Here is a 25,479-nt window from a genome sequence, read left to right as displayed (position 1 = left end):
TAATGAATAACTCTACTTCACAGATGAAAACGCAGGTTGGCTTGTTGGCGCTATTAATTGCTGCGCAATTTTGGATGGTTCCGGCAGATGCCAGCACAGAAGATGACGAGCTGTTAGCGTTCGTTACGGTGGCGCAGCAGGGCGCAGCTAAACCTGTGCCGGCACCTGCGCCGGCGCCGGTAAGAATGCCTGCACCTGCGGTCATCATCCCATCAGCACCGGCTCCAGCACCTGTGCTTGCGCCGGTGGCACGATCCTCGCCGCTGACCGCAGCACCGCCGCGCCCTGTAGCAACCCAGACACCGGCACCGATTCGAGCGGCGGTGCCCACGCCGGTACCCGCCAAACCGCCGGTGCCTGTGACGGCTCCGCGCGCGACGGATCGAACCGGCGGCATGCTGGTGTGGGAAACGGCGCCATCCAAGCCGGCCGGACAACGTGCGCCGCAGGCCTCGGCCAGCTCTGCGCTGCCACAACCCACGTTAGTGGCGGAGAAAGTCGCCACACCGGTGGAGGTGAATAAAGTTCAAGGACCCGCGGTAACCACGCAAGCGCAGCAAAAGGCGGCGCAGGAGCTGTATCAGCAACAAAAGCTGGATTTCGATCCGTTCACCGCCGTACCGGAAGAGCCGGTTGCGGCTTCTACTAAGGAAGCGAACCAACTTAACCGGATTAATGCGTTACCGCCTGCTAGCGCGTTGAATCGCAGCCATCATGTTGGTGGTCCGGATGAAAATGCGCTCAGAGCCATTTTCTATCGCGCCACCCAAATTGCGTTGCAGACCAGTCCGCAGCTGCGTAGCGCGCAGTTCAGTGCTCAGGCCGCCGATGCCAGCGTCGACGAGGCGAAAGGCCAACGCTGGCCGCAGGTTGATGTGGGCACCAGCTCGCGTTCGTATCAGTTTGGCGGTGGCGAGAAGAGTAAGCAGAGCAATACGCCGGCAGTGAATCTCAACATGGCGACCACGCTGTATGACTTCGGTCAAACCAGCAACACCATTGAGAGCCGCCAGAAAACCGCGCAAGCGGCCGGTATTGCGGTAAATGCATCGGCAGAAGATTTGGCATGGCAGGTCAGCTCTGCGTTGGTTGAACTGAGTAAACAGCGCCTGATTATCGAACTCAGCCAGCAATATGTGGCGCGGATGAAAGAGCTGGTGAGAATGCTGAGTGGCATTGTCGGTTCGGACCCAGGCCGTCGCAGTGAATTAACCCAGGCCAGAGGACGTGAGCTGCAAGCGCAATCTTCGCTGGATAACGCACTGGCCAAAGCGCGCGAAACCGAAATCACTCTGCATAAGTTAATCGGGCAGACCGATATTCCGTTACCGCGCACCGCGCAGTGGAATGTCAGCCTGGCGTCGATTGAGCGTTTGCTGGGCACAGTGGATAACCATCCGGTGATTCGTCAGGCGCGCGCGCAAACTGAAGCCGCTGTCGCTGAAGCGAAAGCGGTGCGATCATCAAATTTGCCTAAGATTAACTGGGTAGTGAGTAAGAATACCGCTGAGGATCAGTTTGGTCGCCAGCAGGCGTGGCAAACCGGCGTGAATGTCAGCTGGGGTCTGTTCCGTGGCGGTTCAGGTACCGCTGCAGAACAGGCTGCACTGCAACGTGCTGAAGCGCAGCGCGAACAAATTGCAGAACAAAAGCGCGATCTTGACTATCGTATACGTAACGCCGACCAGGACGCGCGCTCCATGCTGCAGCGTGCTGATCTTTACCGTAATTTGACGGTCGAGTCCGATCGTATTCGCCTGGCGTTCTTTGACCAGTGGTACCACCTGGGGAAAAGGACTTTGCTTGACGTGTTATCTGCAGAATCTGATTACTACAACAACCGCGTGGCCGAAGTGACCAATCGCTTCGACAGTTACAGTGCCACCTTCCGCGGCTACGCCAGCGCAGGCCAGCTCATTCCATGGCTGAGTGGCAACTTACGCTGATTTCACTGGATATCAGTCAAACAAAGAGATTATTTACTGAGGTCATTAAAGATGAGTTGGTTATCTGATAACAAAAAAATATCTATTGTTCTACTGGATGATCACCCCATTATCCGCAGTTCGCTGCAGATGGTGATTACGGATGAAAAAGATTTCGTGCTCAGCGGCTGTTTTGGCCTGAGCAACGAGTTAATGCGTTACTTACGTACCGATCGGCCTGATGTGTTGATCCTCGATTATATTTTGGGCGATGAAGAGTTAGATGGATTATCGCTAATTCGTCAGATTTTAAATCATTATCCGGCGATGAAAATCTTGCTCTCTTCTTCAGTTGAGAGCCTGGCGGTGATCCGTACGGCTTATAACATCGGTATTCGTGGCTACGTGAGTAAACGCGCGACGATGGAAGAGTATTTTCATGCTATTCGTCAGGTTGCTAACGGTCAGATTTACCGCCCGGAAAATATTAAACATGAGCTGCTGGCCATGCCGGTAAAAGCGCCATCTGCCCCAATAAATAAGGGCGAAGAGGGCGTTGAAGGTGAAGCGGCAGAAAGTCGTGAAGATGTTTTCCGTAATGTGCAATTGCTTACTCCGCGTGAATCTGAAATTTTGCGTTGCTTCCTCGATGGCATGACGATTTTGCAAATCTCCGCCAAAATAAAGCGCAGTCGCAAGACAATCAGCGGCCACAAACAATCCGGCATGCGTAAGCTGGGTATCAAAAGCGATATTGAGCTGTTCAAATATCGCGATGATTTATTCAACTGATCATTATGAATAACGTAATCATTGTCGAAACGCTCGAGCAAAGACGAAGAGTCATTCAGTCTGTATTACTCACGCAAAATATGCGGGTATTAGGGAGTGCTACTAATGGTTATGAAGCCCTGCAACTGGTAGAAACTGTTGCGGCGGATACAGTAATAATGAGCACGGAATTACCCGCTATTTCGGCTATTGAGGTGCTGGAACTGCTCAATAAGCGTCAATATGCAGGAAAAACTATCCTGATTGCCGCGCAGCCCGAGCAACAATCAACGGAGGCTTTTCGTCGCTGTGGCGCGGCAGCACTGATTGGCGAAGATAATCTTCCCCAGGATCTGCCGCGCGCCATCGATGCTGTTCAGGACGGCTACGCTTTTTTTCCATTGCAAACCTGCAGTGATGTGGTGGAATTAAGTGCCAGCAATTCAGCGCACTCGCTGGAAGAGAAACTCTCGGCGCAAGAGCATAAAGTATTGCAATTCCTGCTGCGTGGATTAAGTAACAGTGAAATCGCGCAAATGATGGGGCTGAGCTGTAAAACGGTCAGCACCTATAAAGCGCGTGTGTTACAAAAGACCCAGGCAAGAAATTTGGTTGAGTTGGTCGGGAAGTTATCTCCCGCGACAAAGCTGTATTGACACGCTATTAAGAAGAGAAGCCGCTGAGGGTTATCGAGTTGACCTGCTACAAATGAGGGTTTTAACGTGAAAGGAGCATTATGAGATTTTGGCGTCGGGTCAGATTACAGTTATGTCTCAGCGTATTTATCCTAAGTTGTGGATTGACTCAGGTTATGGCTGCAACCGAACAAATGACCCTGCTCAGTCGTGTAGATTTTGCAACGGACGCTATTCCTAAACTTTCGTTATCGCCTGATGGTGAACGGTGGGTTAAACAACATCCAGTATTAAAGGTCGGCGTCTCTTCACGAGATTGGCCGCCGTTCACCTTTCGCACCAGTCGCAATGAATTACAGGGTATTTCGGCTGAATATCTCGCGCAAATTGCTTCTATGTTAGGCGTTTCCGTTGAGGTCACTCGCTTTAATAATGATCAGGCGCTGTGGCAGGCGCTAAAAGAGAATAAAATTGATGTTATTCCCTCCGTTATCGCCTGGAATGCGCCGGCTGGCAGTCAACTCACTCAGCCTTATACCGGAGTGCAATCAATTATTGCGGTACCCTCGAGGCAAAATCAGCAGCCGGGGCATTATTTAACCGACCGTACAGTGTCAATGGTGCGCGGTTATATGCCAGAAGCGATATTCAAGCGTTATTATCCACTGGCTAAACTGCAAGTTTACGATAACTATCAGGATGCAATCAGTGCGGTAGCATTTGGCCGAGCTGATGCCTATTTCGGTGATGCTTATCCGGTCAGTCGTAATTTTCTAAATAATTTACGCATCGCACAATATGCCAGTACACCAGAAGCGAAAATTAGCTTTGCAGTGAACGCCAATAACGCGACCATGCTAACTATCTTCAATCAAGCAATAAACCTACTGCCACCCGATTATTCCCGCTATGTATTAGCGTTTTGGGTGCCCGGCCGAGGAGGATTGCTGCAGGAAGGTCAGCATATCCAATTAAGTAGCGAAGAGCTGCAGTGGATACGAAATCATCCGCAATTAGATGTGTTAACGCTTAATAATTATGCCCCGATTTCGTTCATTGATAATACCGGCAATGTAAGAGGCGTCGGCCCCGATGTCCTTGCACTGGTGGCTTTGCGCACCGGCTTGAATTTCCGCTTTAGTCGTGCCGATGATGTTGAATCGATGATTAGCCAGGTCAATGAAAATAAAGCAGACCTCATCGTTGCCTTAACGCCCAGCGCTAAGCGCCAGGAGACGCTTCGTTTTAGCCGTGGATATTTGCGCAATGCTTTTGTGTTAGTCGTGCCTAAAAATGATCGTAAAACATTGGCAGTAGCCGATTTGCGGGGTAAACGCCTGGGTGTCATTGCCGGTACGGCGTTAGAGCCGATAATTACACAACAATATCCCGATATTAAAATAGTTCATGCCAGTGATGCCAGCCACGTAATGGAATTGCTGGATGACGGCAAAGTAGATGCTGTCATTAATACGTTAGTGAATACCGAATATCAGCTAGTCAGTATTTATCATGATGCCTTTAAAATCGTTAATACGGTCGGCGATAATCCTGCGTATATCTCTTTCGCCGTGTCGGCAAATGAACCGATGTTGCAACAGATTATTGATAAAGTTTTACTCTCCTATGCGCCTGATGAGTTAGATCTTATTGGTAACCGCTGGCGACCAAATAATATGGTGGTGGAGGACAGCTTCTGGTATCGCTACGGCACCGTCATTATCGCTTCATTAAGTGCTGCGTTAGCGTTAGTACTCATCTCCGCCGTTTGGGCCTTTTATCTGCGTCGCCAGACGATACTGAAAGAGCAAGCGCAACAGGCTCTGGATGATCAAAACCAAAAAATGCGTCATCTGCTGGATGGCATGCCGTTCCCGATGTTTACCCGCGATGTGCAGGGACGCCTGATCGACTGTAACCGCCACTATCTTGATATCGTGGGTCTGGAAAGATCGCAGGCGCTGGGCAAAACCATTCTGGAAGAAGCGCCTTTTCATCGGCAGGAGCATGCAGTTCGCATCCACCAGATTTTTATGAATGTGATGAAAAATAACCAACCCTATTTTGTCGATGAAACCTTTGATGTAAACCCCAACACCGGGAAAAAGATGTTTATGGCCTTTTACTCCTGGTTTTTGCCTTATCAGGATGCCTCCGGGCAAATGGCTGGCGTATTAGGCGGGTGGATGGATATCACCGAACGCATGCAGATGACGGAAGCGCTGCGCATTGCTAAAGAGCAGGCCGAAGAGGCCAGCCGGGCTAAATCTACCTTCTTATCCACCATGAGCCATGAAATTCGTACCCCGATGAATGCGATTATTGGCATGCTCGATATTGCTATTCGTAAAGGTAAAACTGGCGAGCTGGATATGCAGGCACTGGAAGTGGCGTCAGATTCCGCAGAGGGATTAGTCGAGTTGATCGGCGATATTCTCGACATCTCGCGCATCGAAAATGGGCGCGTGGAGTTAATGCCGAAACCCGGCAATATTGTGGATATCGCGCAGAGCGTGGTGAATACCTTTAAAGGGTTGGCATTACAAAAACAGATATCTTTGTCACTGCAAGTTCCGTCTCATGCGGTTGAGAATGTGGAGATCGATGCGCTGCGTATTAAGCAGGTGATGGCCAATCTGTTAAGTAATGCGATTAAATTTACCGACAGCGGCGGCGTGCTACTGGAAGTTGAGCAGCAGTTAAACCAGATGACGCATCAGGCCGAAATTACGCTGCGCGTCAGTGACAGTGGTATTGGTATCCCTCTGGAGCAGCAATCTCAGCTTTTTCAGCCTTTTGAACAGGCGGATAACCGTCGAACCGGCACCGGGTTGGGACTCTATATTAGCCAGTCATTCTGCCGCATGATGAATGGCGACATTACGCTTGAGAGTAAGCCGTCGCAGGGCACGCGCGTAACCGCAACGATTTTACTGCCGGTGGCCAGTCAGTTACCCGCCACAGAGATTGCTATGCCGATCAGCAAAAACCTCAGTGAAATGCGTATTTTGATGGTGGATGACAATGTTGCCAACCGCCTGCTGATGAATAAACAGTTAAGCCATTTAGGGCATCAGGTGACAGAAGCGGCAGACGGGCTGGCGGCGCTGGCGTTGATTAATCACCAACGCTGGGATCTGGTCATTACCGACTGCAATATGCCGGGCATGGATGGTTATCAACTGACCCGCGCCATTCGTGATTTGGAGCAAGCTCAGCAACTGCCCGCGCTACCGATTATCGGTTTTACGGCTGACGCCATGAATGAAGCACGCGATCGCTGTTTACAGGCCGGGATGAATGGCTGCTTATTCAAACCCTGTACGCTGGACGACGTGCGGCGCGCGCTACTTGAGGTGTTCGCTCAACCCTCCGATGCCGTGCCGACCTTCCATCTGGCTGAAATAACCGGCAACGATAGTCAACTTAACGCGCAGATCATCGGGCAACTCAAACGCAGTAATGCCGATTATCAGGAAGAGCTGAACCAACTGCTGGCAAAAAGAGATGGCAAATCGTTACTTGAGCTCAATGCGCAAATTCGTGCCTCGGCACAGCGTATTCACGCAGATTTTATCCTGCGTGCCTGTGACAGCGTTGAGCAAGCCAATGAAGAGGAGCGTATTCAGGCGGGATATCAACTGCAAAGTGCTTTACAGCAGTTAGCTGTCTTACTTGATCAAGCGTAAAGCGCTAACGGTATAAAATGCCCTCCACAACAGCATTGTGGAGGGCAGCGCATTAAAAACTCTGCCAATCCGCGTCATTCACCAGCGCAACGCGCGAGGATTTCACCGGTGACGGCGTGCGCGCCACCGCTGCGGGCCGATGAACCTCTGCAGTCTCTGCAACGTGGAACTTACCCACCAGCTGATTAAGATTCCCGGCTTGCTCCTGCAGTGACTGCGAAGCCGTAGAGGCCTCCTCCACCAGCGCGGCGTTCTGCTGCGTGACGTCATCCATCTGATTTACCGCTTGCTGCACCTGCACAATGCCCTGACTCTGCTCGACGGCGGCAGCGGCGATCTCTTCCACCAGCTGACTCACCTGATGGATGGCATCGTTCATCACGCTCATATTGCGGCCGACATCGCTCGCCTGCTCAGCACCCGCTTCGGTCAGACGGTGCGACTCTTCGATTAGCGTCTTAATCTCACGCGCGGCGGTGGTTGAACGTTGCGATAAACTGCGCACTTCGCCTGCCACCACCGCAAACCCTTTCCCATGCTCACCGGCACGCGCGGCTTCTACTGCGGCGTTCAGCGCCAGAATATTGGTCTGGAAGGCAATGCCTTCAATGATCGAGACGATTTCCGTTACCTTGCGCGAGCTGCCGCGAATATTGTCCATGGTCGAAAGCATGGTGGTAAGCGATGCGCTGCTTTTTTCCGACAGTCCGCTGGCGTTAGCGGCAAGCTGGCTGGCTTGATGGGTGTTATCCGCCGTCTGACGCACAGTTTCACTTAGCTCGGTCATGCTCGCGGCGGTTTGCTCCAGCGAGGCGGCTTGCTGCTCGGTACGTGAAGAGAGATCTTCGTTGCCAGCGGAGATCTGCACGGAGGCGCTGCTGACCGATTGCGAAGCCTGGCGCACAGACGATAGGGCGCCTGACACACGCTCCATCAGGATATTAAACGAATGCGCCATATTCCCGACTTCATCGCGACGGCTTTCGTCTGCTTTCAGGGTGAGATCGAGGTTTTCGCTGGCGGCCATCATCACCTTGCCGGCAGCGGACAAGCTACGACGGATACGCAACACGGTGAACAGCGACAGCAAGCCAAAAATCACCACGGTGGCAATGACGCCGGTGATGGTGGTCCAGAGTACCGAATGGAAGGTGCTACGGTTGGTGGCGCGCAGTTCATCGCCGATGGCAATATTCAGCGCCAGCTGCTTTTGGTAATCCGCAATCAATTGACGAATCGCGCCGCCGATGCCGTTTTGCTCTTCAATCAACGCCAGGCTAAGGTCATTTTGATGGGCGCGGGAAGCCGTCCGAAAGGCCGGAAGCGCGGCGCTCACCCGCTGAATATTGTCGTAAGCGAGTTCGGTTAAACGCTTATCTTCATCGCTGGAGATATCGTGTGCCATGTAGTAATCGGTAAGCAATTTCAACTCAGCCAGCTGCTTAGCGATCTCCTCTTCAACCGCCGGCATTTTGTTGTCATCGGTTTGGCTTTTATGTTTATACAGCGTCAGCGCCAGACGATTACTTCCGTCGATCAGCTTACCGAGATCTTTGATCGAGGGAATCGCATTGGCTTGCACATATTCAAAACGCTCCTGAAAGCCGGAAAGCAAACTGATGGCGAGAACGGCTTGCAGAATGATGGCGGCGAACAGCATGGAAAAGGTCAGGAACAGGCGTTGGGAGATGTTCATCTTATTATCCTTAATCTAAAAGCCTCCCTGCGAACGGCGCGCAGAGAACAGGGCAGATTAATAACCATCGGCAGATGAGGGAATTTAGTTAATTTATTTTTATCAGCGGGCGCAAAAATCGTTGCGGAAAGCGAGCGTTGGCGAGAATCACAACAGAGCGCGATAAATCGCGCCGCTACGGATACGTGTGCTCATTCTGTAGCGGCGCAATTTATTGCGCATTCAGCAAGAGATGATTACGGTCTGCGGAATAGCGCCATACTTCGGCCTTCCAGCTCGAAATCCTTCTCTTTGGTAATCACCAACCCCTTTTCTACGCCGTCGGAGGTAGAGAGCTCCAGCACCCAACCGCCTTCACCGAACTGCGGGATGCGGAACGGTACGTTGCCTTCGTACGGATTAAACAGCATCAGCACGTCATGCCAGATGCCATCTTCCGGCTGCAGGTCTGGGCGGCCAAGATACACGCCGAGCGTGGTGCCATCATCCCATTGGTCGGCCTGCTGGAATCCGCCACCGGCGTTGAACCATTTGATATCCATACCATCGCGCCAGCTTTCACGGCGTAGCAGCGGCTGAGCGGCTCTCAGCGCCAGTACCTGGCGGGTAAAATCGCGTAGTGCATCGGCTGAGGGCGGCAAATTCTCCCAGTGCAGCCAGGAGATTTCACTGTCCTGACAATAGCCATTGTTGTTGCCGAGTTGGCTGCGGCCAAATTCATCTCCCGCCAATAGCATTGGCGTGCCGTGCGAGAACAGCAGGGTGGCGAGGAAGTTGCGCTTCTGCCGCTCGCGCACCGCGTTGATACCTTCTTCGTCGGTTGGGCCTTCAGCGCCGTAGTTATACGAACGGTTCTCGTTGTGGCCATCGTTATTGTCTTCACCATTGGCTTCGTTGTGCTTCTCGTTGTACGAAACCAAATCATTCAGGGTGAAGCCATCGTGGGCGGTGAGGAAGTTGATGCTGGCCCAGGGCCGACGGCCGCGCTGATCGTAGAGATCGCCGGAACCGAGCAGGCGTGCCGCAAAATCATTGGTGACCATGTCACCTTTCCAGTATTCACGCACCGTATCACGATACTTGTCGTTCCATTCCGCCCAACCCGGCGGGAAGCCGCCCACCTGATAGCCGCCCGGGCCGATATCCCACGGCTCGCCAATCAGCTTCAGTTTGGAGAGCACCGGATCCTGCATGATGGCATCGAAGAAGCCGCCACGCTGATCAAAGCCTTCCGGTTCACGTCCCAACACGGTACCGAGATCAAAACGGAAACCGTCCACGTGCATGGATTCAGCCCAGTAGCGCAGCGAATCGAGGATCATCTGCAGTACGCGAGGATGTGAAGTATTTACCGTGTTGCCGGTGCCGGTGTCATTGATGTAGTAGCGATGCTGATCTGGCAGCGTGCGGTAATAGGAGTAGTTGTCGATGCCTTTAAACGACAAGGTTGGGCCCAGCTCATTGCCTTCGGCCGTGTGGTTGTACACCACATCCAAAATCACCTCGATCCCGGCATCGTGGAAAGCGCGCACCATATCGCGGAAACCCTGAATGCCGCGCGGACCAAAGTAGCGCGTTGCCGGCGCGAAGAAGGCCAGCGTGTTATAGCCCCAGAAGTTTTTCAGGCCGCGATCCAGTAGATGCTGATCGTCTGGAAAACCGTGCACCGGCAGCAGCTCAACGGTGGTGACGCCGAGGCTTTTGATGTAGTCGATCGAAGCCTGATTGCTCAAACCATCATAAGTGCCGCGCATTTCAGCGGGCACCGCCGGATTGAGCTGGCTGAAGCCTTTCACGTGCGCCTCATAAATCACCGTTTTCGACCACGGAATATTCGGGCGATTAGCATCCTGCCAGTCAAACTCGTTAGGATCGATGACGCGACATTTCGGCGTGAATGGCGCGCTGTCGCGAGTATCGAAGCTTAAATCTTTATCTTCGTGCAGCAAATCGTAGGCAAAGTGCGATTCGTCCCAATGCAGTTCGCCCGCCAGCTCGCGCGCGTAAGGATCAAGCAACAGTTTGTTGGGATTAAAGCGGTGACCGTTTTCCGGCTCATACGGGCCGTGCACGCGATAACCATACAGCGCGCCAGGCTGTAAGCCGGGAATATAGCCGTGCCACACTTCGTGGGTATATTCCGGTAAATCGAAACGCGCGATTTCGTTTTCACCGCTCTCGTCATATAAACACAGCTCAACCCGCTCGGCACAGGCCGAGAACAGGGCAAAATTCACGCCCTCGCCATCAAAGTTAGCGCCAAGCACTTGTCCCGAACCTGCTGTAATTTCTGTAGGCTTACCGTTTTCCATGTTATTTCCTCAAACAGCGTTAACAGACAATGTGTTAGTTGCTAAGCAGCACTAATGGCGCACTCGAGGCCGCCTCATCCAGCGCGATAGAATCGCCAATCGTCACGGTTGCGCCGGTCCAGAGATTGCGGTAGTGGCGATGGGCAAGTGATTCGGTCAATACCACTTCAGTTTGTGTCCATTGGGCGTTGTCGAAACTCAGGCGCGGCAGGATCACCAGCAGCGCGTGGTCGCTGTCCTGGCGCGCAAAGGCAATCACTTTCTCCTGATGTTCGCCGCTGACGTTTAACGGCTGATAATCACCCATGCGGAACAGCTGCGGATAATCACGACGCAGCTGCAGTAAGCGCGCAATCACCTGCTGTTTAAGCTTGCCGCTTAGCCAGTGTTGCGCATCGTTAAAGTCGGGAGACGCCGATTCATCCAGCTGCTGTTCCAGCTGCTCAAAGTCGGGTGTGCGGCGGTTATCGGGATCGACCAGGCTGAAATCCAGCGCTTCGCTGCCCTGATAGATATCCGGTACGCCCGGCGCGGTCAGTTTAATCACCGTTTGCGTCAGGCTATTGATCAGCCCAGCCTGAATAAACGGCTGCAGCGCGTGGCTGAAATCACTGAGGAACAGCTGATTGGCAGGCGACAGCAGGTGGCGCGCGTAATCCAGCACCGCTTTTTCATAGGCTTCGTTGTTCTCAGCCCAGTCAGTGCGCAGCTTGGCTTCGCGTAACGCTTTTTCGACAAACGGGATAAAGCGCGACGCCAGCTCGCTGGCGTCCTGCGGTTGCAGAGTCGTTGGCCACACGCCAGCTAATGCCTGATACAGCATCCACTCCACCGCGGGTTCCGGTGCGGCACCGTCCTCCAGTTCAACTACCTGCGCTTGATTAATCTGGCGCCAGCGCGTGACATTTTCGGCCCACAGCGAAGGGGCTTCGCTTAGCGTATACAGACGCGCGCGCGCATCTTCACCGCGTTTAGTATCGTGGGTTGACGTGGATGAGATGCCGTCAGGCTGCTGTTGCAGCCGCGTCTGCATTTCGCTGTGGAAGTGCGCCAGCGAAAAGGCGTGCGGCAACGGTTCAGCGCCCACTTCATTGATGGCTAACGCCACGTGATTGCGGAAGAACAGGGTATCTTCCACCGACTTCGCCATCAGCGGTCCGGTTAACTGCTGGAAGCGTACGCGGAATTCATGGGCATGGTGTTCGCTCTCTTCAGACACCGCGCCCAGTAAGATTGCCTGCAGCAAACTCAGCACCGTCGGCGAGGCGCTGTTTTTCACCCTCTCCAGCACCTGTTGCAGCAGCTCCTCGCCCTCCAGCGGCATGCCATCCAGCTGACCGTAAGTGCGATATACCGGGAAGGCGATGAGGATCTCCCGCAGCGCAACGTGCAGTTCTGCTTCGCCAAGGTTGCGGTGTTCCGAGCCGGCAATCTGCGTCGCCAGCTGCAACAGGCGAGAAAACTCGCCGGCGAAATTGCGATCGACCATCAGTTCACGCGCCACGCGTAATCCGGCTTCAACGTTGTTGCGTTCGCCGGTGGTGGACTCATACGCCAGATGCAGCGTATCAATCTGCGCATCGTCGATCAGCGCATGTGAGAGCGCAGCAATAAACTCGTAACCGGTGGTGCCGGAAATTGGCCAGTCGGCGGGAATGTGCTCACCTTCGGCGAGGATTTTTTCCACCGTGATATAGCAATCCTCACCGGTGGCGCGGCGTAGCTGCTGCAGATAGCCTTGCGGATCGGCCAGGCCATCAACGTGATCGACACGCAAACCGCTGACTGCGCCGGAATGCACCAGCTCCAGAATCAAGCGGTGAGAATCGGCAAATACGGCCGGATCCTCCACGCGCACGCCCACCAAACCGGTAATCTCAAAGAAGCGGCGATAGGAAAGTTCGCTGCGTGCGTCGCGCCAGCTGATAAGGCGCCACGGCTGTTGCTCATGCAGTTCAGCAATCGCTTTGGCATCGGTAATGGCAAGTACTTCATCGGCGCGATCCTGCCAGCTTGCGGGCGTGAGCGGGTAGAAGCTGTCAAAATAGGCCAGCGCCGGATGGCCGGTTTGCGGATCTGCCTGAATGCTCAGCTCACCGTTTTCCAGCACGTTGTCAAAGCTGTCGCCAAGAAACGGCAGCGTCAGGCGGCGCGTCCAGTCGATATCAAAGTGATTGGCATAGCGGCTGCTTTCGCCATACTCAATCACATCACGCCACCAGCGATTCTCCAGCGAGGCCGCCATATGGTTCGGCACGATGTCGAGGATCAAACCGATATCCGCCTGCTGCAGCGCCGCAACCAAACGATCAAAACCGGCACGACCGCCAATAGCCGGTTCGATCTCATTGGCATCGATCACGTCGTAGCCGTGCGTCGATGCGGCGGTGGCGCTGAAAATCGGCGAGGCATACAGATGGCTGATGCCGAGGCGTTTGAGATAAGGCACCAGCGCAGCAGCGCGATCAAAGGTCATGCCGTTACGGAACTGAATACGGTACGTCGCGGTTGGAATACTCATGTTGTTGCTCCCTGTGCCAAACGCACCACGATGGCGTGTTGTGGCAATGCTTCAGCCTCTTGAGGCCAGGCGAAAATCGTCCTGCCCGGCATATCCGGCAACGGTTGGTTTTGTGTACCGATATTCAACGCCAGCGACAGCTCGCCCTGCGGGAAACGCCAGCTAACGGCAACAAAGCCTTCAGCCGTAGCGAGCACCTTGCCGCTGTTGCCGCCGGCATCTGCCAGCAGCGGCACAATATATTGCTGGCGCAGCGCCAGCAGCTCGTGCGTCAATGCCAGCCAGCTTTGGCCCGCGGGCGTTTGCAGTTTGTTCCAGTCGAGTTTCGAACGCGTGAAGGTTTGCGGGTCGTTGGGATCGGGCACCTCTTCGTCATGACCGGCGTGGCCGGTAAACTCTTTGGCCCGGCCTTCACGTACCGCTTTGGCTAAATCACCGTGGAAATCGGTGAAGAACAGGAACGGATTAGTTTCGCCGTACTCTTCGCCCATAAACAGCAGCGGAATATGCGGTGACAGCAGCAGCGTCGCCAGCAGCACCTTAGTGCGATCGCTGCCGGCGAGGGTGATTAATCGATCACCCTGCGCACGGTTGCCGACCTGATCGTGGTTCTGAATGAAATCGACAAAAGCCACCGGCGGCTGACCGGCGCTGGGCACGCCACGACGTTGACCGCTTTGCGGCGACAGTTCGCCCTGGTAGGCAAAACCTTCGGTCAGCACGCGCGCCACCAACTTCTCTGGCACGTCGGCGAAATCCTGGTAATAGGCGTGGGTTTCACCGGTGGCGAACACATGCACCGCATTGTGGAAATCATCGTTCCATTCGCCGCTAAACAGCGGCGCGTTACCCTGTTTGTCGCGCGGATGCAGGAAGATGACGTTGCGACAATCTTCGGTGGTGAGATGAATAGGGCGGTCGGGAATCTCCCGGCGAATACGCTCGGCGATCTCAATCAGAGCATGCTTGCTGGAGCTATCTTCAATTTGATCGATGGCATCAAAACGCAGGCCATCGAGGTTATATTCCTGCAGCCAGTAAAGTGGCGCTTCAACGATATAGCGGCGTACGGCATCGACATCATAAGCAATGCCCGCGCCCCACGGCGTCATACGCTCCTGATGGAAGAATTCAGGTGCCAGCAGCGGCAGATAGTTGCCTTCCGGACCAAAATGGTTGAGTACGATATCCAGCACCACCGATAAACCGTGCGCATGCGCGGCGTCGATAAAGGCTTTGAAATCATCCGGCGAACCGTAAGCGGAGTGAGGTGCGTAGAGCAACACACCGTCGTAGCCCCAACCGCGATTGCCACCAAACTGCGAAACCGGTAGCACTTCCAGCTGAGTGATCCCTAACTCCGCCAGCCACGGCAACTTCTCAATCGCTGCCCGAAAGGTGCCTTCAGGTGTGAAGGTGCCGATATGCAACTCATACACCACGCTCTCCTGCCAAGGCCGACCTTGCCAGGCGGTGTGCTGCCAGCGATAGCTGTGCGCATCGATCACCAGGGAAGGGCCATTGACGTCGCCCTGCTGCGCGCGTGCGGCGGGATCCGGCACCACCGTGCCGTCAGCCAGCACAAAGTTATACTCTGCACCGGCTACCACGCCGCTGAGCTGCAACTCAAACCAGCCGTCGTCCACCTGCGCCATGGCCGTATCCTTGTCGGCAAGTCTCAACGTAATCTGCTGCTGCCCAGGTGCCCAAACACGAAAACGGACGCTGCTATCCGCAAGAATCTCAGCGCCCCAGGATTTTTCAAATGATCTGAATTCCATTCAATTGCCTCGTTTAGCCCACGCAGGGGCAATGGACGACATCAAGCGATTCGCTACTGGCTGAAAACGATATAAAAATCGGGATAAAAGTTGGGTCGGACATCAAATCATAGTCGATATTTTGGCCTTTTCTGGCGCTTACCAACGGATTTCAGGCGGGTTTCGGAAATTATCGAATAAGAGGGGGATTTTAACGCTTCGCTTAGTAACAGATGAGGTTGCCAGCAGCAGCAACCTCATTGATTTCGCAGGCTGTAAGTTAAGCCGGTTTATGCTTCGTTTTGCGTTTACGCAGCTTATCAATCAAGCGATGCGCTTCCGCTTCCGTCGCCACCGCCGGTGATGAACCTTTCAGCGGTTTACGCGCCGTTTCACTCAGCGTTAATACGGTCAGCAAACCAATAATTCCGGCACCCATCATGTAGTACGCCGGCATCATATTGTTGTGCGTAGTGTCCACCAGCCAGGCAGTGATCAATGGCGTGGTGCCACCAAACAGCGAAACCGACAGGTTAAAACCAATCGCCAACGCACTGTAACGAATGTCCGTGACAAACAGCGCCGGTAACGTCGCTGGCATGGTGCCGCTGAAGCAGGTATGTAATAACCCCAGCACCGCCAGTCCGGCAAATACCAGCAGCATATTGCCGGTGCCGATCAGCATAAAGCTCGGGATTGCCAGCAAAATTAATCCCAGCGCACCTAAACCAATGACCGGACGGCGACCGATGCGGTCTGTCAAATGTCCCCACATTAACGTCAGCGGCATCATGATAAACATAATCACCATCACCAACATCAGGCCGGACAGTTCACTCATGCCGAGCACGCCGGTGAGATAGCTTGGCATATAGGCGGTGAGCATGTAGTTGGAGACGTTAAACAACAGCACCAGACCAATACATTTCAGCAGCGGTTTGCGCTGATCGCGCAGCATCTGCCACACGCTCAAGCGCGGCTTGTTGTGCTCCATCTCTTCACGCTTGTCCATATGATCTTTAAACGCCGGCGTTTCTTCCAGCTTCAAGCGGATATACAGGCCAAACAGACCCAAAGGTGCGGCGAGGAAGAACGGCACACGCCAGCCCCAATCCATCATGGTTTGATGCGGTAAGAAGGCGATCATGGCGGTAACCAGGCTGGCCCCCAGCAGATAACCGCCGAGCGTACCGAACTCAAGGAAACTGCCCATAAAACCGCGACGCTTATCGGTGGAATACTCCGCGATAAAGGTGGCGGCACCGCCATATTCGCCGCCGGTGGAGAAGCCCTGCAGCAAGCGCGCGGCGAACAGCAGAATCGGTGCGGCGATGCCAATGCTGGCATAGCTCGGGATCAGTCCGATGCAGAAGGTACCAATCGACATCATGATCATGGTTATCGCTAGCACCTTCTGACGACCAATGCGGTCGCCGAGCGGGCCGAAGACCAGGCCACCGATGGGGCGTACTAAGAATGCCGCCGCAAAAGTCCCGAACGAGGCAATCAGCTGGGCAGCCGCGCTGGCATCAGCGAAAAACACCTGGCCGATAATCACGGCGAGATAGCTATATACACCGAAATCGAACCACTCCATGGCATTACCCAACGCGGCAGCACCGACGGCGCGTTTGAGTAATTTGTTGTCGATGACGGTGATATCGTCCACGGTCAATCCGCTGGATGTGGCCGACTGATGGGTATTCGCTTCTGTGCTCATAAACCTCCATGAGAAAAAGTGGCGCGATCTTATAGCTTTCGCAGCCATGTTTTCACGAAAGGAAAAGAAAGCTATAAGAGTCTAAAGAAGCGCAAACCCTAGTAAAGATTTTAACAATGCGCAAGTTTGTGACATTTATCACTGTAAAGCGTGGAAATAAACAAATGTTGCGCTAAAGATGTGGGGAATGGGAAAGGAATCAATTGCGGAGATTAATGCACGTATGAAGGGGGCTGCCACTTAACCGGATGGAAAATCACGCCGCTAATAGCCCCATTACCGAGCAATCAGGCCAGGTAAGCGGCGTACTGTTTGCGGCGTGGCGCTTTTAATTCAACCCGGGCCTTCGCTGCCGGCCGCCAGCAGCGGGACGATCACATCGCTGATCGGTGTCGCAATGCCACGAGCACGGCCATAACGCTGAACCACGCCGTTGCGGATATCCCACTCCAGCGGGCGATCGGCCTGGCGATCGGCCAGAATAGAGGTGCCTAAATCGGCCGGTGCCCGATGGAAGCGCTCCACGATCTCCTGTGGTACGTCATCGCTTAGCGCAGCGCCTTCTGCACGCGCCACTGCCAAACATTCGCGCAGATAGGCGAGCGCCAGCGCGCTGATATCCTCACGCTGAAACATGCCAGCGCGCCGGTTCGACAGCACCATCAAGCCAGCAACCGCGTTTTGCAGCAGCTTGCGCCAGGCAATAGTAAGGAAATCATCAGACAGCTCAACTGCACAGCGCGTGTCACGCAGGGCGGCAACCACCCGCTGCGCCTGCGGCGTATCAGGCAGCGTTAGGCGCGGCTTTTCCCGCAACCACACTGAGGCATCCGGTTCGCGCTGGGCTGGGAACCACACCACCGAGGGCAGCACGCTGGCGCCGTTAACATACGGCGCAAGTTGGGTTTTCTGCTCCACGCCATTCTGCAACGCACACACCACGCTGTGCTCGCCACACAACGCTGACAACCACGCGGCGCTATCGGCCACCTGCGTGGTTTTCACCGCTAAGAACACCAGATCAAACGGCTGCGCAATTTCAGCCGGATTGGTGAGCACCGGACCAGGAACGATAATCTTACCGCTGTCGTGACGCAGCTCCAGTTGGGGGTGCGCAGTTCGACCACAAAGGGTGGGTGTGCGCCCAACTTCATGCAGGGCCGCCGCAATGGTGGTGCCAATCGCGCCCGGTCCAATAAGGGCGATGGAGGGATTCTCAGACATCTTTTATGCTCCTGATTATCAAGTGCCGCCACAGAGCGGACGCGTTTTCGGTTCAGCACCGAAGCATAGCGGGTTACAGCAGAGTAATGTTCTTTTTCCGCAACAACTGGCACATTTCGTCATCGGGTGGCGCATCAACAATCAACGTGCTGGCGAGTGTTAAATCGCCAATCGCGAAGGCTGACGCGACAACCTAATCGGTCACTGATTACTCGTGATACACCTGGCTACGCCCGCCATCGACCAGAATATCAGTGGCGTTGATAAAACGCGCTTCATCGGATGCCAGAAACAGCGCGGTATACGCCACTTCTTGCGGTTCACCAATACGTTTGCAAGGTAGCAATGCCGCCTGCCGCTCACGCTCTGCTTGTGGATCATTACAGCTTGCTAGCCAGGCTTCAGCCGCCGGTGTCAGGATCAAACCCGGTGAAATGCTGTTAACCCGAATCCCCTGGCTGGCATACTCCACGCCTAGCGAGCGCGTCATGCCAATCAAACCGTGTTTAGCGACCGGATAGGGAAACGCGCCGGGAATGATTTTATGACCGTGTACCGACGCAACGTTGACGATGTTGCCATACTGGCGCGCCAGCATACCCGGCAGCACGCTGCGAATCAGGTTGTAGGGTCCTTTAAGATTGACCTCCATACAGCGCTGCCAGTCGTCATCTTCCAATGCCAGCGGATCGCGAAACACATTCACGCCCGCACAGTTGATCAGAATATCAATAGGGCCAAGGGTTTGTTGCGCCGCCGTCACCGCACCTTGCACCTGATCGGTCTGCGTGACGTCAGCGCACCAGGCCAGACAGCGCTGACCGCTTTGTTGCTGCAATTCCGCAGCCAGCGTTTCACTGATTTCACTATTGAGATCAAACAGCGCCACGCGGGCACCTTGTTGCGCAAACAGTGTAGCGATCGCGCTGCCAATGCCGCTGCCAGCACCAGTAACAATCGCGGTTTTATTGTGTAATCGAGGTGACATAAACGCTTCCTTATGCCGATGATGGCAACACCAGCCAGTCAGGGAAGTGCAGCGTACGCTCACTACGCTGCACCTTAATCATGGGCCATTCGCCACTGCGCGTTAACGCTTCGCAACCTTCAACAGTGAGCAAAAAAGTATCTTCACTTTTTACGCCCTTTAGTGTGGGATTCCACGCCACAGCACTATCGTTGCTTACGTTGCCCGGCGTTTCTGGCGTCACGATCATGTCGCGGCAACCATAACCGGCGGGGCCGCCCTGATGATGGTCACGCCATGCATCAACATGTCCATGCTGCTGGTAGGCAGCTTCAATCGCTTTAAATAGCGCTGACCAGCTGTGGCCCGGCTGCATCGCACAGAGAATATCGGCGTGGATCTGGCACAACGCGTTGAACCGCTGGCGTAATACGGGTTCAGGTTCGCCGATATGCACCAACCGCGTCAGACTCACGTGCAGCCCATGGCGCTCGGCACCGAGCGTAATCAACATTTGCTGTTGCAGCTTTTTCTGCGTCGGCACCGGATGTTTAAACGCGGCAATGCGCTCATCGGCCGCGATTAAGATGCACATTGGACGAATTCCGCGTGCCAGACAGGCTGCAGCAATTCTGGCCTCAACCTGCCATTCCGTCACGCCCGACTGTAATTGGCGCGCCACGCCCTCGACAATTTGCGCGGCTTCGCGCCCCAGCACTCTGTATCGCTTTTGCTCGTTGGCGTTCAGCCCCTGACGCAGCGCGATCATCGATTGCTGAATATTAGTCATGCCGCTTTGCGGCGTATCGCTGCCAAAATGATCCAACGGCAACATGCCATTTAGCGACTGAAACCACGGAAAGCTCAGCGCTTCATAGGCAAACGGCAGTGCTTCTTCAGCGACGATGCGCGGCATTTCATTTTCGGGGGCGAGCAGCAGAACCTTATCCTGCGTAATGAACAGGCTGGCTACGCCGGTTTCGGCGCGCTCCACTACGTAAAAACTGGCACCTTCTGTTAGCCATGCAATGTTATCGCGCCGGGTAAGTAGCACGCCGTCGAGCTGCCAGTCGGCGAGCGCACGCTGCAGGCGAATTAATTTTTCACTCATAAGCGGGCTCCTTGTTCTCGCTGAGGTGTGTCTGCAACAACAATTCAGCAGCACGATGGGCCACCGCCATCACAATGGCATTGGTATTGCCGCTAATAATGTTGGGCATCATTGAAGCATCGACCACGCGCAGGCGGTTAACGCCACGCACGCGCAGATCATCGTGTAACACCGCCAGCGGATCGTTATCGTGGCCCATGCGGCAAGTGCCAACCGGGTGATAGCCGGTTTTCACCATGCGTTTGCAGTGTTCGGCGATGGCTTCATCAGCATTGATCTCTGCGCCGGGGAAGATCTCTTGCTGCACCATCGCGCCGATGGGCGTAGCGGCAATCACCTTACGCGCAAAACGGAAGCCGGCGATGGTGCGTGCTAAATCGTCGGGATGACCAAAGATGCGTGTATCGATTATCGGCAAGCTGCTGGCGCGGCTATCGCGCAGGGTTACCTCGCCGGTAGCTTTGGGCCGAAGCAACAACGAATTGACGGTGACGCCGTGACCGGGATCGGCACCCATGATGTCGCGGTCGAGGTATACGGTAGGCACACAGAACATCTGAATGGTTGGCGTTGCACTAAAATCGAGAGGATCAAAGAAGGCGCAGGTTTCCACGCCAGTGGTGGTGACTGGGCCGGTTTTAAACAACATATATTGCAGGCCGGCTTTAACCATCGGCCAGCCACGATCCTGACCATAGTAGCCAAACGCACCATTGGTGCTGGCTACGACCGGCACTTCATAGTGATCCTGCAAATTTTTGCCGACGCCCGGCAAATGCTGACGCAGCGTGATGCCATGCTGTTTAAGCTGCGCCTGCGGACCAATGCCGGAGAGCATTAGCAGCTTGGGTGTTTGATAGGCACCGGCAGCAAGAATCACCTCTTTGCGTGCGCTGGCAAGTTGTGGATGGCCATCTTGTGCGTAGCGCACGCCGATGGCGGTTTGGCCCTCAAAGATAATCTCTTCTACCTGCGCACCGCTGGCGATGGTCAAGCGCGCGTCCTCGCGCAGCGGCGTGATAAAGGCATCGACCACGCTACAGCGCTGGCGCGTCTCTCCGTTAATGGTGTGCTGCATAAATCCCACGCCAAACGGATTGCCGGTATTGAAATCTGGCGTGTAAGGAATGCCTAAACCTTGCATCGTCTTCACGTAGGCGCGGCTGAGTGGACTGAAGTGGCCGAGATGCGACACTTTCATTGGCCCGCCGACGCCGTGATAGGGTGCACCGAGATGATCATTATCTTCGATGGCGGTAAAGTGCGGCAGCAGCGCATTCCACGACCAGTCAATGCCCTGATTGCCCAGCGCGCTGTTCCAGTCGGCGTAATCCTGACGATGGCCGCGCATATATACCATCGCATTTACCGTCGAACCACCGCCCAGCACTTTCGCCTGCGGCACAATCACGCCGCGTCCGTTAAGCTGCGGCTGCGGCTCGGTCTGGTGCAGGGTGAGGAATTTGTCGCTGGCGAGAAACTTCATGTAACCCGCCGGCATTTTTAGCACTGGATGATACTCATCGCGCCCGGCTTCCAGCAGTAGTACGCGCGCGTTGCCTTTCGTGACTAACCTGGCGGCGACGATACAACCGGCGCTGCCGCCGCCCACCACAATGTAATCAAACTCTTTCATGGCTCTCTCTTTACTCTGAAGCGACAGAATCTAAACGGCTCAGGCGCTGCGCCTCGGGATTATGCTGCTCGCCGGGATCAAGCGGGCTGAGCAGGAAGCACCAGGAAACGATGGCGCTGACCAGGTATAAGGCGGCGTAACCCCACACCACGCCCGAGGTGCCAAATAGCGCGTTGAAGGTGCCATAAAGCGCGGGGCCAAAAAAGGTGGAGAGTCCGGCGGCAAAGCAGTAAATCGCCATTGCGTTGCCTTTATCTTTGGGTTGGCACAGGGATGAGAACAGCGCGGCAGCGGGAACATAGCCGCATAAGGTGATGCCATATAAACAGGCGCAGATGACGCTGAGTACAAAGCTACCGTGGCTCCACTGTGGTACGAAGTACATCAGCAGCATTGAAACGCCGGAGCCAAGTCCACCAAATACCGTCAGCACTTTGCGCCAGCCGATGCGATCGCTGAGCTTGCCGACAATCGGGTTAAAACTCATGCCGACTAATCCCATGATGGTGATTAGGCTGAGATATTCGGTTTGCGTAAATCCGATCTGATCGGTGAAAAAGCCGGGAAGAAAGATAAAGAAGCCGAAGTACGGCGTGGTATTGATGATGCGTACCACGGCAGCGGCGGCAATCCGTGGTTCACGCCACAAAATATCGATACCGCCCATCAACGTGCGAGCGACGCTCTGCTGACGCTGTTGCTCATCAAGTAACGATTGATAGCCGCTGCGCTCTTTCAGTGCGACCACCATGACCAGCAACCCTAACGCGACCAGCCCAAGCGATAGCCAGAACGTGGCGTATTCTCCGATTAACTTTATTGAGAAGATCGCCACCAGCGAGCCCAGCGTTGGCAAGCCGCCGGTAAAGGCCAGCCAGAACCAGCCGGTTGCTGAACCGCGCATATCGCTGGGCGCTGCGGCCTGAATCCATACCAGGAATGCATAGGCAAACATCGGATAGGCGACGCCACGTAAACCATAGGTTAACGCGAGCAGGGCGACGCTGTGGGAAGGTAAGGCGATGGCGAGGAACAACACTTCAAACACAATCCAAATCACACCGCCTGCCAGCATCACTTTACGCGGGCCAATCAATGTGGAGAGTGAACCGGCCAGCCACGAACCGAGCGTAACGGTGACGCCGTAGAAGGCGATGACCGCCGCCGCGATATTGAGGGTAAAGCCATTTTCATGCAGGTAAGGCGCGAGATAGTTCGATTCCACGCCATCGCCAATCATAAACAGCAATACAGCGATGTAGCCCCAGGCCAGCGCGGGTGGGATGCCAAGGCGGACCAGCCACGAGTGTTTTGCAGGTGATGTTGTCATTTTTAAATTTCTCTTGAGAGGTGATCAGGTTTTTTTGTTATTGGCATGAGGACGAACTCTAGAGCAATGGTTGTGGGCAGGATGGCGAAACCATCACAAAAGACAGTAAACTCTGTTTAGTAAACGGGTTGATGCACGGCGGTGGAGAGAGGATGAAGCAGGTTGGACTGAACAATTTCCAGGTGCGAAAGCATAATAAGGCGCTGTTTATTGAGCTGATGTGGCGTCATAAACAGCTAAGCAAATCGCAGCTGGCTCACCTGAGTGGTTTGACGATTCCCGCCGCCAGCAAAATTGTGCAAGCACTGCTGGAGGAAGGAAAACTGCAGCACTCTGATGCATTGATGAGCGCGCGCGGTAACAGCAACGGCAGTTTTCAGCTGCCATCCAACGGAGCCTGGACGCTGTGTTTATGTGTCAAACCAACCAGCATTGAATTGCAGCTGGCCGATGCGCAGCTAGTGGCGCAGGGCGAATTTCAGCAAAACACCATCAAAGCCGACACGCCCGAGGCGTTGCTGAGTGAGATTGAAGCGGCCTGGCGGAAAATCTGCAAACAGTGGCCTAAGCGGCGCATTAATTTAGCGTTAGCGGTGCACGGACAGGTCGATCCAGTGACTGGTGTGTCACAGCATATGCCGCAGGCCGCGTGGAGAACGCCGCTGCAGATGAAATTTTTGCTGGAGGAGAAGCTTGGTGTGGAAGTGCGCGTGGATAATGACTGCGTGATGTTGGCTTTGGCCGAGAAATGGTTGAATCAAAATGCTCTCAGCGAATTCTGCGTGATCAATGTGGATTACGGTATCGGCTCATCATTCGTGATAAACGGTGAGATTTTTCGCGGCAATCTTTACGGCAGCGGCCAAATCGGTCACACCATCATTGAGCCTAACGGCCAGCGCTGCAGCTGCGGGCGCCAGGGTTGTCTGGAAACGGTGGCCTCACTCAGCACCTTGAAACAGGTGGCTCATCAGCGCGAACCAGATGCGCCGCAGCCCAGCAGCAAGCAGTTACTGCGGGCGTGGCAAGCGGGCGAGCCCTGGATTGTGGCGTGGTCACAGCGCGCCGCCGAAGCGATTGGCATGAGCTTATATAACTTTCTTAACACGCTAAATATTAATCAGATTTGGTTGTATGGTCGTAGCTGTACCTTCGGTGAAAGTTGGTTGCAAGCCATTGTTCGGCAGATCGATTTCAATCCGTTCGATCCGCGTGATGCGTTGAAAAGCAAAGGTACTAATGTGCATTTTGGTCAGTTGAATCGGGCGCGGCAGGTGTTGGGAATTGGTTATTTGTATGTGGAGGCGGATCTTAGTGCGGCTTGAGAGAGCGGTCGCCATTAATGGCGACCCAATGCGCATCACACCTGCGCCATACCGCCATCAACAAACAATTCAGCGGCATTGATAAAGCTGGCGGCATCTGATGCCAGAAAAGCCACCACTTTGCCAATCTCAGCGGGTTCGCCAAGTCGGCCTAATGGCACCTGCGCCGCTAACGCATCGAACAATCCCTGCCGCTGATCTTCACTTACCAACCCGCCCAAACCTGGCGTATGCACGGGACCTGGGCTGACGACATTGACGCGAATACCGCGATCCTTCACATCCAGTGCCCATGAACGCGCAAAGTTGCGCACTGCCGCTTTGCTGGCGCTGTAAACGCTAAAGCCGGCGGTGCCCTGAACCGATGTGGTGGAAGAGGTGAGAATGACCGAGGCTTTGTCACTCAATAGCGGCAGCGCTTTTTGCACGGTAAACAGCACGCCGCGCACGTTGGTGCCGAAAATACGGTCAAAATGTTCCTCGGTGATGGCGCCCAGCGGCAACATATCGCCGCCACCGGCGTTGGCAAACAGAATATCCAATCGGCCTGCCTGCTGAGCGATTTCGGCGTAAACGTGGTCGAGATCGCTCAGCACGGAGGCGTCAGCGCGAATGCCACTCGCGCTGCTGCCGATGCTGGCCACTGCCGCGTCAAGTTCGGCCTGACGACGACCGGTGATAAACACGCGTGCGCCTTGTGCCGCTAACTCCTGCGCCGATGCCAGGCCAATGCCGGTCGTGCCGCCAGTTACCAGCGCTATTTTACCGTTCAATGCGTTCATGTTGACGTTCTCCCATTTAAGTTGAGTTGTGATGACTGCGATGCAGTGCATGACAGCCAATGTAACGCTCAGCTA

16 protein-coding genes are annotated in these 25,479 nt (G+C 54.6%); 5 read left to right on the top strand and 11 right to left on the bottom strand.

The genetic code is table 11. The features are described from left to right. Nucleotides 1-2 precede the first annotated feature (2 nt). From WFL93_RS06895 to WFL93_RS06880, 4 genes are all read left to right on the top strand, one after another. A complete protein-coding gene (locus WFL93_RS06895) occupies nt 3-1,946 on the top strand; it encodes a TolC family protein (RefSeq protein WP_336777633.1) in 1,944 nt (647 codons plus the stop codon). Between the two features lie 51 nt (nt 1,947-1,997). Continuing rightward, a complete protein-coding gene (locus WFL93_RS06890) occupies nt 1,998-2,717 on the top strand; it encodes a response regulator transcription factor (protein ID WP_336777632.1) in 720 nt (239 codons plus the stop codon). Nucleotides 2,718-2,722: 5 nt separating this feature from the next. Further along, nucleotides 2,723-3,352, top strand: coding sequence for a LuxR C-terminal-related transcriptional regulator (locus WFL93_RS06885; protein ID WP_336777631.1), 630 nt, complete (start codon nt 2,723-2,725; stop codon nt 3,350-3,352). 155 nt (nt 3,353-3,507) lie between these two features. After that, a complete protein-coding gene (locus tag WFL93_RS06880) occupies nt 3,508-7,020 on the top strand; it encodes a transporter substrate-binding domain-containing protein (protein ID WP_336777630.1) in 3,513 nt (1,170 codons plus the stop codon). 52 nt (nt 7,021-7,072) lie between these two features. Here the strand turns inward: WFL93_RS06880 and WFL93_RS06875 are convergent, their stop codons facing one another. From WFL93_RS06875 to WFL93_RS06830, 10 genes are all read right to left on the bottom strand, one after another. Beyond that, the gene (locus WFL93_RS06875; protein WP_336777629.1) at nt 7,073-8,716 is read right to left on the bottom strand and encodes a methyl-accepting chemotaxis protein; all 1,644 of its coding nucleotides are present in this window, start codon (nt 8,714-8,716) and stop codon (nt 7,073-7,075) included. A 236-nt stretch (nt 8,717-8,952) separates the two neighbouring features. Next, entirely contained in the window at nt 8,953-11,028 is a 2,076-nt protein-coding gene (gene glgX / locus WFL93_RS06870) for a glycogen debranching protein GlgX (protein WP_336777628.1), read from the bottom strand. Between the two features lie 34 nt (nt 11,029-11,062). Next, a complete protein-coding gene (gene treY / locus WFL93_RS06865) occupies nt 11,063-13,549 on the bottom strand; it encodes a malto-oligosyltrehalose synthase (RefSeq protein WP_336777627.1) in 2,487 nt (828 codons plus the stop codon). After that, a complete protein-coding gene (gene treZ / locus WFL93_RS06860; RefSeq protein WP_336777626.1) occupies nt 13,546-15,330 on the bottom strand; it encodes a malto-oligosyltrehalose trehalohydrolase in 1,785 nt (594 codons plus the stop codon). The genes treY and treZ overlap by 4 nt, the downstream gene beginning before the upstream one ends. A 259-nt stretch (nt 15,331-15,589) precedes the next feature. Beyond that, complete coding sequence (gene proP, locus WFL93_RS06855) at nt 15,590-17,029, bottom strand: glycine betaine/L-proline transporter ProP (RefSeq protein ID WP_336777625.1); 1,440 nt, start codon at nt 17,027-17,029, stop codon at nt 15,590-15,592. A gap of 333 nt (nt 17,030-17,362) precedes the next feature. After that, a complete protein-coding gene (locus tag WFL93_RS06850; RefSeq protein WP_336777624.1) occupies nt 17,363-18,253 on the bottom strand; it encodes an oxidoreductase in 891 nt (296 codons plus the stop codon). Between the two features lie 208 nt (nt 18,254-18,461). Beyond that, nucleotides 18,462-19,241 carry an SDR family oxidoreductase gene (locus WFL93_RS06845; RefSeq protein ID WP_049853302.1) on the bottom strand — a complete coding sequence of 260 codons (780 nt, stop codon included), beginning with the start codon at nt 19,239-19,241 and terminating at the stop codon, nt 18,462-18,464. Nucleotides 19,242-19,251: 10 nt separating this feature from the next. Next, a complete protein-coding gene (locus tag WFL93_RS06840) occupies nt 19,252-20,331 on the bottom strand; it encodes a M24 family metallopeptidase (RefSeq protein ID WP_336777623.1) in 1,080 nt (359 codons plus the stop codon). After that, nucleotides 20,324-21,967: a GMC family oxidoreductase gene (locus WFL93_RS06835; protein ID WP_007891714.1), complete on the bottom strand. Its 1,644-nt coding sequence runs from the start codon at nt 21,965-21,967 to the stop codon at nt 20,324-20,326. Before WFL93_RS06835 ends, WFL93_RS06840 begins: the two co-directional genes overlap by 8 nt. Before the next feature lie 10 nt (nt 21,968-21,977). Then, nucleotides 21,978-23,297 (bottom strand): MFS transporter, encoded by a 1,320-nt coding sequence (locus WFL93_RS06830; RefSeq protein ID WP_336777622.1) that lies wholly within the window; start codon nt 23,295-23,297, stop codon nt 21,978-21,980. A 152-nt stretch (nt 23,298-23,449) separates the two neighbouring features. Between WFL93_RS06830 and WFL93_RS06825 the strand changes: the two genes are divergently transcribed. After that, on the top strand, nt 23,450-24,622 hold the full coding sequence (locus WFL93_RS06825; protein WP_336777621.1) for an ROK family protein: 1,173 nt from the start codon (nt 23,450-23,452) through the stop codon (nt 24,620-24,622). A 35-nt stretch (nt 24,623-24,657) separates the two neighbouring features. On the opposite strand, the gene WFL93_RS06820 is transcribed toward WFL93_RS06825, so the two are convergent. Next, on the bottom strand, nt 24,658-25,404 hold the full coding sequence (locus WFL93_RS06820; protein WP_007891719.1) for an SDR family oxidoreductase: 747 nt from the start codon (nt 25,402-25,404) through the stop codon (nt 24,658-24,660). Nucleotides 25,405-25,479: the final 75 nt, after the last annotated feature.

Origin of the sequence: Pantoea sp. USHLN256, from assembly GCF_037149875.1 — a bacterium.
Taxonomy (GTDB): domain Bacteria; phylum Pseudomonadota; class Gammaproteobacteria; order Enterobacterales; family Enterobacteriaceae; genus Pantoea; species Pantoea nemavictus.
This window is presented reverse-complemented; position numbering and strand designations above follow the sequence as displayed.